Annotated in this window: 13 protein-coding genes; 2 read left to right on the top strand and 11 right to left on the bottom strand. The window is 61.6% G+C overall.

Going from position 1 to position 13,748, the window contains the following annotated elements:
- Positions 1 to 25: 25 nt before the first annotated feature.
- From ACVWXC_RS00335 to ACVWXC_RS00315, 5 genes are all read right to left on the bottom strand, one after another.
- Entirely contained in the window at positions 26 to 1,132 is a 1,107-nt protein-coding gene (locus ACVWXC_RS00335) for an isocitrate/isopropylmalate dehydrogenase family protein (RefSeq protein WP_099812112.1), read from the bottom strand.
- A gap of 159 nt (positions 1,133 to 1,291) precedes the next feature.
- Positions 1,292 to 3,718 carry a primosomal protein N' gene (priA, locus tag ACVWXC_RS00330; RefSeq protein WP_228375198.1) on the bottom strand — a complete coding sequence of 809 codons (2,427 nt, stop codon included), beginning with the start codon at positions 3,716 to 3,718 and terminating at the stop codon, positions 1,292 to 1,294.
- Between the two features lie 8 nt (positions 3,719 to 3,726).
- Positions 3,727 to 5,244: a coiled-coil domain-containing protein gene (locus ACVWXC_RS00325; RefSeq protein WP_011430310.1), complete on the bottom strand. Its 1,518-nt coding sequence runs from the start codon at positions 5,242 to 5,244 to the stop codon at positions 3,727 to 3,729.
- Positions 5,245 to 5,435: 191 nt separating this feature from the next.
- A complete protein-coding gene (locus ACVWXC_RS00320; protein WP_457410455.1) occupies positions 5,436 to 6,683 on the bottom strand; it encodes an RNA-guided endonuclease InsQ/TnpB family protein in 1,248 nt (415 codons plus the stop codon).
- Positions 6,571 to 7,164: an IS607 family transposase gene (locus ACVWXC_RS00315; protein WP_457410452.1), complete on the bottom strand. Its 594-nt coding sequence runs from the start codon at positions 7,162 to 7,164 to the stop codon at positions 6,571 to 6,573. The genes ACVWXC_RS00320 and ACVWXC_RS00315 overlap by 113 nt, the downstream gene beginning before the upstream one ends.
- 401 nt (positions 7,165 to 7,565) lie before the next feature.
- Between ACVWXC_RS00315 and ispE the strand changes: the two genes are divergently transcribed.
- Entirely contained in the window at positions 7,566 to 8,495 is a 930-nt protein-coding gene (ispE, locus tag ACVWXC_RS00310; protein WP_099812544.1) for a 4-(cytidine 5'-diphospho)-2-C-methyl-D-erythritol kinase, read from the top strand.
- Between the two features lie 150 nt (positions 8,496 to 8,645).
- Positions 8,646 to 10,049, top strand: a complete 1,404-nt coding sequence (leuC, locus tag ACVWXC_RS00305) for a 3-isopropylmalate dehydratase large subunit (RefSeq protein WP_099812543.1) — start codon at positions 8,646 to 8,648, stop codon at positions 10,047 to 10,049.
- Between the two features lie 61 nt (positions 10,050 to 10,110).
- Here leuC and thiD read toward each other — a convergent pair whose 3' ends face one another.
- The 6 genes from thiD to ACVWXC_RS00275 all read right to left on the bottom strand — a co-directional run bounded on the left by thiD (position 10,111) and on the right by ACVWXC_RS00275 (position 13,575).
- Positions 10,111 to 10,935, bottom strand: a complete 825-nt coding sequence (gene thiD, locus ACVWXC_RS00300) for a bifunctional hydroxymethylpyrimidine kinase/phosphomethylpyrimidine kinase (protein ID WP_228375400.1) — start codon at positions 10,933 to 10,935, stop codon at positions 10,111 to 10,113.
- A gap of 220 nt (positions 10,936 to 11,155) precedes the next feature.
- Entirely contained in the window at positions 11,156 to 11,356 is a 201-nt protein-coding gene (locus tag ACVWXC_RS00295) for a hypothetical protein (RefSeq protein WP_011429198.1), read from the bottom strand.
- A 69-nt stretch (positions 11,357 to 11,425) separates the two neighbouring features.
- Positions 11,426 to 11,743, bottom strand: coding sequence for a 2Fe-2S iron-sulfur cluster-binding protein (locus ACVWXC_RS00290; protein ID WP_168173317.1), 318 nt, complete (start codon positions 11,741 to 11,743; stop codon positions 11,426 to 11,428).
- A complete protein-coding gene (locus ACVWXC_RS00285) occupies positions 11,743 to 12,000 on the bottom strand; it encodes a DUF1816 domain-containing protein (protein WP_011429200.1) in 258 nt (85 codons plus the stop codon). Before ACVWXC_RS00285 ends, ACVWXC_RS00290 begins: the two co-directional genes overlap by 1 nt.
- Positions 12,001 to 12,046: 46 nt before the next feature.
- The gene (rlmB, locus tag ACVWXC_RS00280; RefSeq protein ID WP_011429201.1) at positions 12,047 to 13,111 is read right to left on the bottom strand and encodes a 23S rRNA (guanosine(2251)-2'-O)-methyltransferase RlmB; all 1,065 of its coding nucleotides are present in this window, start codon (positions 13,109 to 13,111) and stop codon (positions 12,047 to 12,049) included.
- Between the two features lie 32 nt (positions 13,112 to 13,143).
- Positions 13,144 to 13,575 carry a ribonuclease III domain-containing protein gene (locus tag ACVWXC_RS00275; protein ID WP_011429202.1) on the bottom strand — a complete coding sequence of 144 codons (432 nt, stop codon included), beginning with the start codon at positions 13,573 to 13,575 and terminating at the stop codon, positions 13,144 to 13,146.
- Positions 13,576 to 13,748 lie beyond the last annotated feature (173 nt).

The raw sequence follows: 13,748 nt of genomic DNA, 5'->3' as shown, positions 1-13,748 counted from the left end.
ACCCTCTCCCGAGGGAAGCAGGGATCTAGGACTCGATGGGAATAGGATCCTGGGGAGGAGCCATCTCCTGGACGCGGGCGGCGATGGCCTCGGCCATCTCCTGGGTGCCCACAGGCTCCCCTTGCGCCAGGTCATAGGTGACGTATTTGCCTTCGGCAATGACCGACTGCACTGCCGCTTCTACCCTCGCGGCGGCTTCCCGCTCGCCCAGGTAGCGCAACATCATGGCCCCGGAGAGGATGAGGGCAGAGGGGTTGACCTTATTTTGGCCGGCATACTTGGGCGCTGAGCCGTGGATAGCCTCAAAAACCGCAATGCCATCGCCGATGTTGGCCCCTGGCGCCACCCCCAGCCCGCCGATCATCCCGGCGCACAGGTCGGAGATAATATCCCCATAAAGATTGGTGAGCACCAGCACATCGTAGAGCTGGGGCTTTTGCATCAGTTGCAGGCACATGTTGTCGACAATGAGATCTTCAAACTCGATGTCGGGGTACTCCTGGGCCACCTCCCGTGCCACCTGCAAAAACAGGCCGTCGGTAAACTTCATGATGTTGGCTTTGTGAACGGCCGTTACCTTTTTGCGGCCATTCTGGCGGGCGTATTCGAAGGCAAACTTGACAATGCGACGGCTGCCAAACTCCGAAATGGGTTTGATGCCAATGGCAGATCCCTCGCGGATGAACTTGCCAGAAAGACGCATCATCTCTTCGCGAGCGTGGGCTGCTTCGGGGGTGCCTCGCTCGAACTCGATCCCGGCGTAGAGATCCTCGGTGTTTTCCCGCACCACCACCAGGTCAATGTCTTGAAAGGGGCTTTTGATGCCGGGGAGGGACTTGGCCGGGCGCAGGTTGGCGTAGAGATCCAGCTCTTTGCGGATGGCTACATTGACTGAGCGAAAGCCCGTGCCTACAGGGGTGCCGATGGGCCCTTTGATGGCCACTCTGGTTTCCCGGATGGACTCCAACACCTGCGGTGGCAAAGGCGTGCCGTATTTCTCAATCACCTCTACCCCTGCTTCTACTCGGATCCACTCCAAGTCCACCCCGGTGGCCTCCAGGACTGTGGTCATTGCCCTGGTTACTTCCGGGCCAATGCCATCGCCGGGGATCAACGTTACACGATAGGCCACAAATCCTTCTCCTCCCAGGATTGACGCTGGCAGCTTGACGGGATCCCGCCTAGCGCCGGCCTTTGAGCCCGTGGGGGATCCCTGAGCTTAAACGAAGCTTAAACGACTATAAAACAGGTTGGGGCCATCCAACGCCAAGCTGCGGCAAAACTGCCGCCCCTAGAGGATCCGCAGCGGATCCACATCGAGGCTGACGCGAATCCCCTGGGGAATATGTCCAAGGGCGCGGCGCAGGTGGGTATCGATCTGGGCGCGATCCCAGGGCTGATCGGGAAGCTGTTTGAGGAGGATCTGCCAGCGGTAGCGGCCGGCAACCCGCTCCACTCGGGCCGGTCCTGGCCCCAACACCTCCGCCGGGATCCCTTGCAGGCCCTCAGCTAGGCGGCTGCAGTAGCGCTCTAACGCCTCCAGGCGGCTGCTGCTCAGGCGAATTAAAATCAACGCCCGGTAGGGAGGGTAGCCCCCCTCTTGGCGTTGGCGCAGCTCGGCCTGGACAAAGCCCTCGTAGTTGTGGGCCAGCACCGCTTGCAAGATGGGGTGCTCTGGCAAATAGGTCTGGATAATGGCCTGGCCTGGCAAGGATCCGCGGCCTGCCCGGCCCGCCACCTGGGTCAGCAGTTGAAAGGTGCGCTCGCCAGCGCGGTAGTCAGGCTGGTGCAGCAGCCCGTCGGCGGCTACCACCCCCACCAGCGTCACCTGGGGGATGTCCAGCCCTTTGGTGAGCATCTGGGTGCCCACCAGCACCTGGGCCTTGCCGCTGCGAAACTGCTCCAGCAAATCCCGGTGGGATCCCTTACGGCGGGTGGCGTCGCTGTCGTAGCGCAAAATCGCCACCTGCGGCCAGTGCTGCTGCAGCACCTCCACCACCTTCTGGGTGCCGGTGCCGAAGTGCTTGAGGTAGGGCGAGCCGCAGGCAGGACAGTGCTGGGGGTGGGGTTGGCGGGCGCCGCAGTAGTGGCAGCGCAGCTCCTGCCCGCCCTCCAGGTGAAAGGTAAGGGAGACGTCGCAGTGGGCGCAGGTGAGGACAAAGCCGCAACTGCGGCACAAGACAAAGGTACTGTGCCCCCGCCGGGGGACAAAGAGGATGGCCTGTTCCCCCCTCTTCAAAGTCTCGTGCAAAGCTTGATGCAGGCGGCGGCTGAGAATGCTGCGGTTGCCCGCCTGCAGCTCCTGGCGCATGTCCACCAGCTCCAGCCGGGGCAGGGTGGCCGGGATCCCCGCCTGGGGGATGCGCTGCGGCAAAGGGAGACGAACCCAGCGCTGCGGATCCTGCAGGTGGACCGCATAGGTTTCCACTGCCGGTGTGGCGCTGCCCAGAACTAGGGGACAGTTGGCTAGCTCAGCCCGCCACTCCGCCACCTGACGGGCGTGGTAGCAGGGCTGGGGCTGATCCTGCTTGAAGCTGTCGTCGTGCTCCTCGTCCAGAACGATGAGGCCCAGGTTGGCCAAGGGGGCAAACACCGCCGAGCGGGTGCCGATCACCACCTGGGGGACAGCAACCAACATCTGCCGCCAGAGGTCGTAGCGCTCGCCGGCTGAGAGGCCGCTGTGGTAGGTCCACACGCGGGATCCCAGCCGCGCCCGAAAGCGATCCGTCAGTTGCGGGGTAAGGCCGATCTCCGGCACCAGCACCAAGGCTGACCGCCCCTGCTGCAGCACCTGGGCAATGACTTGCAGGTACACCTCTGTCTTGCCGGAGCCGGTGACCCCATGCAGCAGAAAGCGTTGGTTTCGCCCCAGGGCTTGCTGGATGGCCGCCACTGCCTCGGCCTGGGCTGGCGTCAGAGGCTTGGGCAAATCTTTCTCCACAGGCCGCTCGGCCTCTCCCAGCCGCAGCAAGGGTCGCTCGTAGAGGTGCACCCGGCCTTTGCGGGCTAGGCTCTGCAGCACTGACCGGCTCACCCCCGCCAGGCGCTCCCACTCGACCAGCAGCAGCTCCCCCCCCTTTTGCTTGAGGATCTGCAGCGCTTTCTGCTGGGGCAAGCTCAGCCCCTCCAGCGAGTCCTCCACCAAGGTGGCCGCCTGTTGGGTTTTCACCCTGCCCCCCTGCTGCTCCTGCCAGAAGCTTTCCACCCAACCCCGCCGCTGCAGCTCCCGCAGAGCGACCTCGGCGCCAGGCACCTGCTGCTGGAGGTAACGCCAAGACAGCTCCCCTCCCTTCTCCCGCAGCAGCCGCAGCAAAGCCTGGGCAGCCGGCGAACATTCCCCTGGCGGGGATCCAACCAGGCGGATCCGCCGCTGGGAGCGGCTCAGCAAGCCCGGCGGCAAAACGGTGCGCACCACCTGGGCTAGGGGGGTGAGGTAGTAGTTGGCTACCCGCTGCAGCAGAGGCCAGAAATCCTTGGGCAGGATCCCTTTGGCCACCACCGCTTCAATCTCTCGCACCGACTGGGGATCTACTCCTGTCGGCAACTCCGAGCGCCAGCCCAGAGCCACCGCCCCCGCCACCTGTTGGCCAAAGGGAACGCTGAGGAGATCGCCCGCTTCTGGCTCCCATCCCTCTGGCACGCGGTAGGTGAAGCAGCCCCCCAAGTGGGGATGATCCACCCACACCTCCAGCCAGCGGGGAGGAGCAGGCTGCGCCACCGGATCCCTCACGGTCGGGGCAAGAACCGCGGCAGATCCACTGCCCGCTTATCAGGGCGAGCCAGCAAAGGCCGGGACTGTTCGCGTAAGCGGGACGGAGTCCATAGGGCAGACTTGGGCTTGGCGGCCTGGAGCGAAGCGAGAGACTCAGACCGTGTTGGCGTGTCGGCAGCATTGGGAGCCGCTGCACCAGCGCGAGGCGGGATGTCTATTCCCTTGCGCTCCAAAGCCGTCTTCAGGCTGAGCAGGTGCATCTGCTGCTGCTCGTACTTCTCTCTCAGGGAGCGGTTTTCTTCGGCGAGGGCGGCGCGTTCCGCCTGCAGGGCCCTCACCTGCCCCTCCAAGGCCTCTGTTTGCTCCTGCAGATGGGTGACGGCGATCTGGGCAGAGCGCAATTGCGATTGCCAGGTGGGTTGGTCGGCAAGCTGGGCCAGAGCTGCTTGGAGCCGCTGCTCCAGATCGCCGAGGCGCTGCTGGGCCTGGGCGTACCGTTCCTCCAGACGGCGGTGCTCCTGCTGCCAATGGGCAATTTCCGCCTGCGCTTGGGCGAGGGCAGCTTGCAGCGCTTCGACCTGGGCTTGCCACTGCTGTTGCTGCTCCCGGGAGTCCTGACGCCATTGCTCTTGCTGAGCTTGCAAAGCGGCCAGTTGCGCCTGGGCATCGGCCAGCGCCGCTTCCAATTCCTGCCGTTGTTCCTGCCAGCGCTGCTCCGCTTCCGCCTCTGTCTCGGCATAGCCCGCCAGACGCGCCTCGAGATGTTCCCGCTGTTCTTGCCAGGCTGCCCGTTGGTCGTTGTACAGAGCCCGCAGGCTGTTCAGCTCCGCCTGAGTTTCTGCAATTTGGGTGCGGGCCAACGAAAGCTCTGCCTTGAAACGCTGCAACATCTCCACCCGTTTTTCCGCCAGGTCTTGAGCTTCCACCAGAGAAGCCTGTAGCTCCTGCTGACGGTGTTCCCACTGACGGCGCTCCTGAGCATGGGCCAGCCGTAGCTGCTCGATCTGCTCCTGTAGGGCTTCGATATCTTGGCGCTGCCGCTCGTTGAGGCGTTGCCGCGCCGCCAGCTGAGCTTCCTGCTCCGAGAGCTGAACTTTTTGCTCTGCCAAAGTCTGTTGCAACTGGCGCAGGGCATGTTCCCGCTCCTGCAGCGCCTTTTCTTGCTCGGCCACCTTCTGGCGCAGGGCTCGGCATTCGGCTTCCCAAGCAGCGTCTGCAGGCGTTTGGGCTTTCAATTGCAAGAGCTCTATCTGCTGTTGCTGCTTGCGAGACTGCAGTTCCCTCTCGGCCAGTTGACTGTGCAGCGCCTCTACTTCAGCTTGTAGCTTTTCCTGAAGGGCACGCCGCTCCTGCAGCTCCGCTTCGGCTTCGAGTAGCCGAGCCTCCAACTGCTGCCGCTGCCTCAGGGCCGAATGCCGCTCTGGATTGGGATCCGATTCCGTTCGCGTAAGCGGGACGGAGTCCTTGGCCGACTGGCCGGCTTGAGCTTCGGGAAAGGTGGGATCCGAGTCGCCTGAGGAGGGAGCACGCATAGGTTAAAGCGAAGATGAAGAAGGGGAGGTACAGGATAAAGTTCCCTGCAGTATAGAGAAGTTTTCCGGTGGGTTCAAGCCAGGGGAGGGATCTTGTAAGGTTTCTTTCCGATTCCGAGGCCTGTTGGCCGCCCTTCTTGTCTTGGGGGCTCCTCATCAGGGAGTTGAGCTGGCAGCGGAACCTGATACATTTACGCTGAACACTGCTGAGCATTACTGCTCAGCGGTGAAGCGATAGCATTCTGTCCGTTTCCGTTGTCACTACGCGATGCTGACGCGACCGCGCTACTCGGACGGAGTCCAAACAGAAAGGCGGTATCCCGCAAAGCCCTGAGCATAACACCCAGAGCGCCTTGCCAATCTCGTGGTAGCCTATGGTTGCACTTTGGGCATCTAAACACCTTTGCGCCACCCAACTTGGTGTGGATGTGCCCGCACTTGGTACAGGTTTTGCTGGTGTACGCTTCCGATACTTCCACGACAACCACGTTTTTCTTCTTGGCTTGAAACTTCAGGAACTGCTTGAACCGATAGTGCGCCCAGGTGAGCATCGCCCTTGCTGTCTTGCTACCAAACTTCCTCCCTGCCTTGGCAACCATCTTGGCTGACTCGAAAGTGGGGAGGAATATCAATCGGTAGTTATCCGTTAGGAACGCCGCTACCTTGCGATGGCACTCGTCCACCAAGTTCCTGATTCTCTCCCGCAGACGAAACGCCGCTTGCCGCATTCGCCTACGCTTGGGTCTCGGTGCTTTACTCAGCCTAGATTGCAGATCGTCTAGGTGGTAGCACAGCCGAACGATCCTGCCAAAGTCTCCCTTGGCGATATCTACAAAGCCCGCCCCATCAAACCCTGTAAGGAAGCTTCTTACTCCAGGGTCAAGCGCAACAACCCCCTTTGCTAACGAACACTGCTCGTTCACGGGCTCAGGAAAGATGGCATACCATCTGTCTTTCACCCGCATTAGCTCAGTTCCACGTGCCCATTCTCTGGGCATCTCCTCGGATGCACGGAACGCCAAACCTCGGGTGAGTTTCGGATACCACGTCCCATTGCGAAAGTTGCCGGCGTTGAATTGCAGCGTATGCGACCTGTCCCGCACACTGCGAAACCTCGCGTCTTTGCTTCGGCGAAACGCCAACCACGCCTCGACGACCGCGTTCTGCTTGATGTGGCAGGGGGCGTCCTTCACCCACCCGGGCAGGTCGGAGCGCAGGATGATGTCCCGCAGCTTTCTGGCCGTTTTTGGGGCACCATGCTGACGCTGATAGGCAATCGCTTGGTTGTAGCAGTACCGGCACGCCGCTTGCCACCGATTCCAGACTTTAGCCAGCGCTGGCTCCGGATAAATCCGTATCTTTCTCGATTGCAGCCCGGTATTTTCTGAGTCCGTAGAGCCGACTGCTGAAGCAGTGCAGGATGGTGAGGATATCCTCAACCAGTTCCTGTTGGGGAGAAAGGTGATCGTCATCGAGAACCAAGATTTCGCACCCGTATTGACGGCAGTACCACTCAACGAACTCAAATCCAAACCGGCAGAGTCGATCCCTGTGAGCGACCACAATTGTTCCGACATCTCCCGCACGAACTCGTTCCAATAAGGCAAGGAACTTTGGTCTTTTGAAGTTGAGACCGCCGCCAACCTCTCCGACCACTTCGGCTCCAGGATAGAGGTCAACCAGTCTTGCAATCTGTCTCTCCAAGTCTGGTTTCTGCCCTCGACTGCTGACTCGGGCGTACAAAACGACTCGTTTGGCTTTCTTTGGCGTTCTGATGTAGCTGTCGAGGTCATACCTTCTTGCCCTACCAGATGGAGTACGTATTGCTTTGATCCAGCCTTTCTGTTCCCATCGCCTCAAGGTGTGGAGACACACCCCAAAATAATCCGCCGCTTCTCTCGGTTTTACATACCTAGCCATACCAAGCAGCCATACTGAACATATTGTACATTATTTTCAGTATAGTCCAGCATATCATTGACTAGAGTCATGCTCTATCAGTTCTGGATCGGCTCTGGGATCCCTTCTGCAACCAGGACGGCAGCGGTCTCGGGTTTTGGTGAAGTAAACCTAGCTTCCGTTCCGGGGTGCCCTGGGCTCGCCTCCAGCTTCGCCCTTGGGCTGGGCAGCGGATCCCGCTTTGCGGGCGCTTTTGCAGCAAACGGTGGCCGGCCCGATGGCCATAGCCAATCCCATGCTGTTTCCTCCGCCCAGGGATCCCTTGCCTTAGAATCAGGCTGGAAGGCCTCCCCAGCAAGGTCTGGTTTCCCCTTGGTTTGGACAGGCTGAGGGGAGTTGCTGTCAACCTCGCTCCTTTCCCCATGCAAGCCTGTACCCTGATTGCCCGCGCCAAGATCAATCTCTACCTAGAAATCCTCGGCTCCCGCCCCGATGGCTATTCCGAGGTGGCCATGATCCTACAGAGCATCACTTTGGCGGATCGCGTGCATCTCCAGCGCCGTCCCCACGGGATCCTCTTGATTTGCGATCACCCGGAAGTGCCGGCAGATGCCCGCAACCTGGCCTACCGCGCGGCTGAGCTGCTGCAAAGGGAATGTCGGGCTGAGCTGGGAGTGGAGATCCAGCTGGAAAAACAGATCCCAGTAGCAGCGGGCTTGGCGGGCGGCTCAGCGGATGCGGCGGCAGTTTTGGTGGGTCTGAACCAGCTTTGGGGCCTGGGCCTGACGGTAGGAGAACTGCAGAGCTTGGCGGCCCGTTTGGGATCCGATATTCCCTTTTGTGTGCAGGGGGGGACGCAGTTGGCTACGGGACGGGGAGAAGTTTTACAGCCGCTGGCCGACTGGGAAGGGATCCCGCTGCTGTTGGCCAAGCCCCGGCATCTAGGGGTTTCCACCGCCTGGGCCTATCAGGCCTTTCGGGCTCGCCACGCCGCTGCCTCGCCTTCTGGCGCGCCCTCCCGGCCCACCTTGCCTCAGGTGCTGGCTGCTCTGGAGCGTCGGGATCTGCTGGGCTTGGCCCGCAGTTTGCGCAACGATCTGGAGCAACCAGTTTTGGCCGAGCACGCTATCGTGGGAAAATTGCGCCAGGCCTTGCTCGAGGCAGGAGCGCTGGGATCCCTGATGTCGGGCTCAGGGCCGACGGTGTTTGGGATCATGGCCAGCCTGGAGAGGGCCGCCCAAGCCCGTGACAGTCTGTGCCACCACTTTCCAGAGGTGGATTTCTGGGTAACCCAGTTTGCTCCCACCGGTATTCTGCTGGAGCCGGATCCCCAGGCCCTCCGTCTCCCCTAGGGCCGGTCAGCTCAACTGGGCTAGCCCGGCCTTGGGAAAGGTGCTTTGCCCGCCCCGACCTCTGACTTGACAAGCTTTGGTAACAAGTAGGACATTGAAGCTCTACGGAAAGCAGCTCAAAACTGGCTTGGCCGCAGGCCGGAGAGGAAGATGAGCGAGAGGACGTTGTTCGACAAAGTCTGGGACGCCCATACGGTGCGGGTTTTGCCCTCGGGGCAGACGCAGTTGTTCATCGGCCTGCACCTCATCCACGAGGTCACCAGCCCCCAGGCTTTTGCCATGCTGCGGGAGCGCCATCTGCCGGTTCTCTTTCCGGAGCGGACGGTGGCTACGGTAGATCACATTATCCCCACCGACAACCGGGCGCGACCTTTTGCGGATCCCTTGGCAGAGGAGATGATCCAGGAGCTGGAGCGCAACTGTCGCCAATATGGCATCCGCTTCTACAACAGCGGCTCCGGCCAGCAGGGGATCGTGCATGTGATTGCGCCGGAGCAGGGGCTGACGCAGCCGGGGATGACCATTGCCTGCGGCGATAGCCACACGTCTACCCATGGGGCCTTTGGGGCCATTGCCTTCGGCATCGGCACCAGCCAGGTGCGGGACGTGCTGGCCACCCAAACTCTGGCCTTGTCCAAGCTCAAAGTGCGCCGCATCGAGGTGCACGGCAGGTTGGGGCCGGGGGTTTACGCCAAGGATGTGATCCTCCACATCATCCGCAAGCTGGGGGTCAAAGGCGGGGTGGGCTACGCCTACGAATACGGCGGCAGCACCATCGAGGCCATGAGCATGGAGGAGCGCATGACCCTCTGCAACATGTCCATCGAGGGGGGAGCCCGCTGCGGCTACGTCAATCCCGACGCGGTAACCTTTGAGTATCTAAAGGGACGGGAGTTTGCTCCTCAGGGATCCGACTGGGAGGAGGCAGTGGCCTGGTGGCAAAGCCTGGCCAGCGGCCCCGACGCCGTCTACGACGACGTGGTGGTGTTTCAGGCCGCAGAGATCGCCCCCACCGTAACCTGGGGAATCACCCCTGGTCAGAGCATTGGGGTGGACGAGCGGATCCCGGCACCGGAAGAGCTGCCGGAAAGCGAGCGGGAGCTGGCCAAGGAAGCCTATGCCTACATGGGCTTGCGGCCGGGGGATCCCATCGTGGGCACGCCAGTGGATGTCTGCTTCATTGGCAGTTGCACCAACGGCCGCTTGAGCGATTTGCGGGAGGCGGCCAAGATTGCCAAAGGACGGCGAGTAGCGCCTGGAGTGAAGGCGTTTGTCGTGCCCGGCTCGGAGCGGGTCAAGCAGGAGGCGGAACGCGAGGGCCTGCGCGAGATCTTTGAGGCGGCAGGGTTTGAGTGGCGGGATCCCGGCTGCTCCATGTGTTTGGCCATGAACCCAGACCGCCTCGTAGGCCGGCAGATTAGCGCCTCTTCTTCCAACCGCAACTTTAAGGGTCGCCAGGGATCCCCCAGTGGGCGCACCCTGCTCATGAGCCCGGCCATGGTGGCGGCGGCGGCCGTGAGCGGCAAAGTGGTGGACGTGCGGGAACTGCTCTAGCCAGCGGGGCCGTTCAACCTCCCCCGGCAGCCTGAGCGGCTGCCGGCTGCGAAGAAGGGGGCTAAGACTGGAGAAGCGGGTAGAAGTGCCCCACCGGCCCTTGTCCTGCGCCGATGGCCAGAGGATGCCGCAGGGCTTCGGTAACATAGGCCTTGGCTGCTAGCGTCGCCGCCAAGGGATCCTTGCCCCAAGCCAGTTGCGCCGCAATGGCTGCCGAGAGGGTACAGCCGGTGCCGTGGGTGTGGCGGGTGGGGATGCGCTCGCTTTTGAGGATCTCCAGCCGCTCGCCGTCAAACCACACATCCACCCCCTGCAGTTCCCCTGGCATACCTCCCCCCTTGACCAAAACCGCCTTACAGCCCAGGGCGTAGATGCGGCGGCCCGCCTCCTCCATATCCGCCAATGACTGCAGCTCCATCCCTGCCAAAATCTGGGCCTCGTAGCGGTTGGGGGTAACGACCTGGGCCAGCGGGATCAGCCGCTCGCGGATGGCCTGGATGGCGTCTTCTGCCAGCAGCTTGGCCCCGGTGCGGGAGACCATCACCGGATCCACCACCAGCGGCTGCAGGGCCCACCGCTCCACTTGGCGGGCCACCTCCCGCACGATCTCGACATTGAGCAACATGCCGGTTTTGATCCCTTGCACCCCGATATCCTGCACCACCGCCTCAATCTGGGCGGCCACCGCCTCCGGCGGCAGCGCATCCACGCGGTTGACCCCGAGGGTGTTTTGGGCAGTTACGCAGGTGAGGGCGGAAGTGCCATGGACGCGCTGGAAGGCAAAGGTGCGCAGATCCGCTTGAATGCCCGCTCCGCCGCCGCTATCGGATCCGGCAATGGTGAGGGCAACAGGGGGATGCTGCTCGGCCAACATTGGAGCCGACATTGGTTCAGATGTGGGGACAGACATTGGCCAAAGGACAAAAACTGCCGAGGGTACCGCTAGCCATTTCTGTCCTTCAGCGTAGCAACGAAATGATTCCCGCTAGCCTCTGAGGTCTTGGGAAAACTCTTTCAGACCCGATAGGCAACGCAGTTGCGAACGCGCCGGCGGCGCGGGCGCTATCCCCAACTCCCCTCTTCCTAAGGAGAGGGGTGGGCTGTCTTCAATCGGAATGGCCATCGTCGGTAGTAGCTACTACCTCCACCCAAGCCCTATCCCCCTCCACCGCCGTCAGGCTCCAGCGCAGAAGCTGAGCTGGCTGTCCTAGCTCCTGGGCCACCTGCTCGGTAAGGGATCCCTCCAGTCGAGCAGCAGAAACCGGCAGGCTTAGGGGCAGGGAAAGGCGGAGAAAGTGCAGCTTCACAGGCCGTTAGAACTCCTTTGAGTAACCCGCACAGAATTGCCCTCAACGGGGGTGGATATCCAAGCAGGGCTAGGAGCCAAACTGGAGACGATAGACCTCCTCCTCTTGGTCCGTCTCCACCTCTAGATCGGAAGTAGGATAGGCTACACACAGCAGCACAAAGCCCTGAGCCTTGAGTTCCGGCCCGATCCCCATGGCGTCAGGCTGGGCCACGGATCCCGACTTCAGTCGCCCTGCACAGGTGGTACAGACACCTGCTTGGCAGGAAGAGGGCAGCTCTAGGCCGTGTTCGAGAGCCGCCTGTAAAACTGTCTGATCTGCCGCCGCGGTAAACCGGTAGGTTTGGCCCCGGTGATGAACGGTTACCTGGTAAACCATAGCCGTCATCAGGAACGAACCCGCGAAGGAGTGCGGACCACCGTCAGCGACTGCGGCTGGCGCATTTTCTTTATCTGAACCTCGATCTTCTCAGCCCCCTCCGCCTTCAGGTCGGCGATGTAGCGACCTTTATGCGCCTCTGCTTCTTTCTCGCTGGCGAAGGGGCCGTAGTAATAGGTGCAGTCGTCGGTGGTGATCTCAACCCAGACTGCTAGGCCCCGCAGCCTATCCAACAGCCAGACCAAAGGGTTGCCCACGGGATCCATCCCCCCTATTAAGCGCAAAGGATGACTCAGGATCTTTTGCAATCACCTAGATTCTACTGCCTTCGTTGAGGATTTGTTGAGAAATGTTTCGACCTCGGTGGGGGGAGCGCTGCCGGTGGATCTCGTAGAGGGCGATGCCCGCCGCCACCGAAGCATTCAAACTTTCCGTGCGGCCCGCCAAGGGGATCGACAGCAGTTGGTCGCAGTGGCGCTGGGTGAGCAAGCTGATGCCTTCCCCTTCGGATCCCACCACCAAGGCAATAGGTCGGCGAAAGTCGGCGCTGTAGATAGGGGCAGCCCCCTGGCTGGTGGTGCCATAGACCCAAAACCCCTGCCCTTTAAGATATTCCAGGGCGCGATTTAAGTTCACCACCCGCGCCACCGGCAAAGTAGAGAGGGCCCCCGCTGCCACCTTCATCACCGTCGCAGTGACGCCTGCCGCCCGCCGCTGTGGGATCACCATCCCCTGCATGCCAAACGCCTCCACGCTGCGGGCAATAGCCCCCAGGTTGTGGGGATCCTGGATCCCGTCCAGCACCACCAGCACCGGATGGGGGCCGGACTGGCGGCTCTGTTCCACCAGCTCTTCCAGATCCACATAGCGGTAAGGGGTGGCCTGGGCGGCGATCCCCTGGTGGTTGGCTCCAGCGGTGAGAAGGTTTAGCCGCTGGAGAGACACCTCATCGATGACGGTACCCCGTGCTTTGGCTTCTTCCAACAAAGACCAAAATTGGGGGCTGTAGCGCAACCGCGGCAGCACCCACACTCGGTTAAGGGTGGCCTGGCTTCTCAGCGCAGCCAACACGGTTTGGCGACCGTAGATGATCTCTTGTTCAGGTTCGGCTTCGGGATCCCGGTTAACCTGCAGCTCCCCGTCTTCTGGACTGGCAACGGGAGGGCTGGGATTTGGCTGGGGGCGCTCCTGCTCAGCCTTGCGACGAAGCGGCTTTACGGGCGGCTCTTGCGCCGCCGGCTGGAGATGGAGCGGGGAGCCCCCCTCGCGCCGTTTGGTCTGCTTGGGCTTGTTGAAGGGTTGCCCCGCCCCTTGCCGCTGCAGCTTGCTCCGGCGAGACAGCCGTAAGGGAGGTTTGCATTGGGAAGGCTTGGGCATGGGCAGAGAACGGTGCAGAGTAAAAGCCGATCTTAACCTTCCCCCTCGCCTATCGTCTTGGCCAAAACATCGGTGAGAGCGAGAATGTGGCGTAGCCGCTCGGGATCGGTGAGGTAAAGGTAGCCCAAGATGGTTTCCAGGCCACTGGCATTCTGGTAGTCGGCCAAGGGCAAGTGGCGGGGTGGACGACCGCAGCCGTTGCGGCCCCAGCGGACGATCTCCCGCTCTTCAGGGCTGAGATAGGGCAAAAGCGCCAACAACAATCTGGCCTGAGCAGATCCGCGTACCCGCCTTACCACCTGCCGATGGTAAAGCTCTGGCCGAGTGGGAGGAAACAACTGCTGCCGTCGCACGTGCAGTTCGTAAATGGCATCTCCCAGGTAGGCCAGGGCTGCAGGCGACAGGCGACCGATCTCAGCCAAAGAGAAGCTTGCAGAAGTGGGATCGGACAGGAGATCGCTCACGACAGCTTACAAAAACTATTTGGCTATTTGGAAAAATGCCTAGAACCGCTGCCGTCGGTTCATAGCAAATTCGAGACTCCACTGGCTGGCTCAGTCTATGCTAGGGCAAGCTTCCTGCCTTCTGCCAGTCTCACTGCTGCCCTGAACTTTTCCCTCGCCTGCTCAGGTTATTG

The organism is Thermostichus sp. OS-CIW-20 (genome assembly GCF_054061455.1).
Note: the sequence above shows the minus strand (reverse complement) of the source record. Positions and strands in the feature narration are given on the sequence as shown.

Excerpts from the sequence above, each read along its gene's own strand:
- ispE (WP_099812544.1), top strand. The coding sequence starts at position 7,566 with ATGCAAGCCTGTACCCTGATTGCCCGCGCCAAGATCAATCTCTACCTA.
- rlmB (WP_011429201.1), bottom strand. The coding sequence starts at position 13,111 with ATGCCCAAGCCTTCCCAATGCAAACCTCCCTTACGGCTGTCTCGCCGG.
- thiD (WP_228375400.1), bottom strand. The coding sequence starts at position 10,935 with ATGTCGGCTCCAATGTTGGCCGAGCAGCATCCCCCTGTTGCCCTCACC.
- leuC (WP_099812543.1), top strand. The coding sequence starts at position 8,646 with ATGAGCGAGAGGACGTTGTTCGACAAAGTCTGGGACGCCCATACGGTG.
- ACVWXC_RS00325 (WP_011430310.1), bottom strand. The coding sequence starts at position 5,244 with ATGCGTGCTCCCTCCTCAGGCGACTCGGATCCCACCTTTCCCGAAGCT.
- ACVWXC_RS00285 (WP_011429200.1), bottom strand. The coding sequence starts at position 12,000 with ATGGATCCCGTGGGCAACCCTTTGGTCTGGCTGTTGGATAGGCTGCGG.
- ACVWXC_RS00315 (WP_457410452.1), bottom strand. The coding sequence starts at position 7,164 with ATGGCTAGGTATGTAAAACCGAGAGAAGCGGCGGATTATTTTGGGGTG.
- ACVWXC_RS00290 (WP_168173317.1), bottom strand. The coding sequence starts at position 11,743 with ATGACGGCTATGGTTTACCAGGTAACCGTTCATCACCGGGGCCAAACC.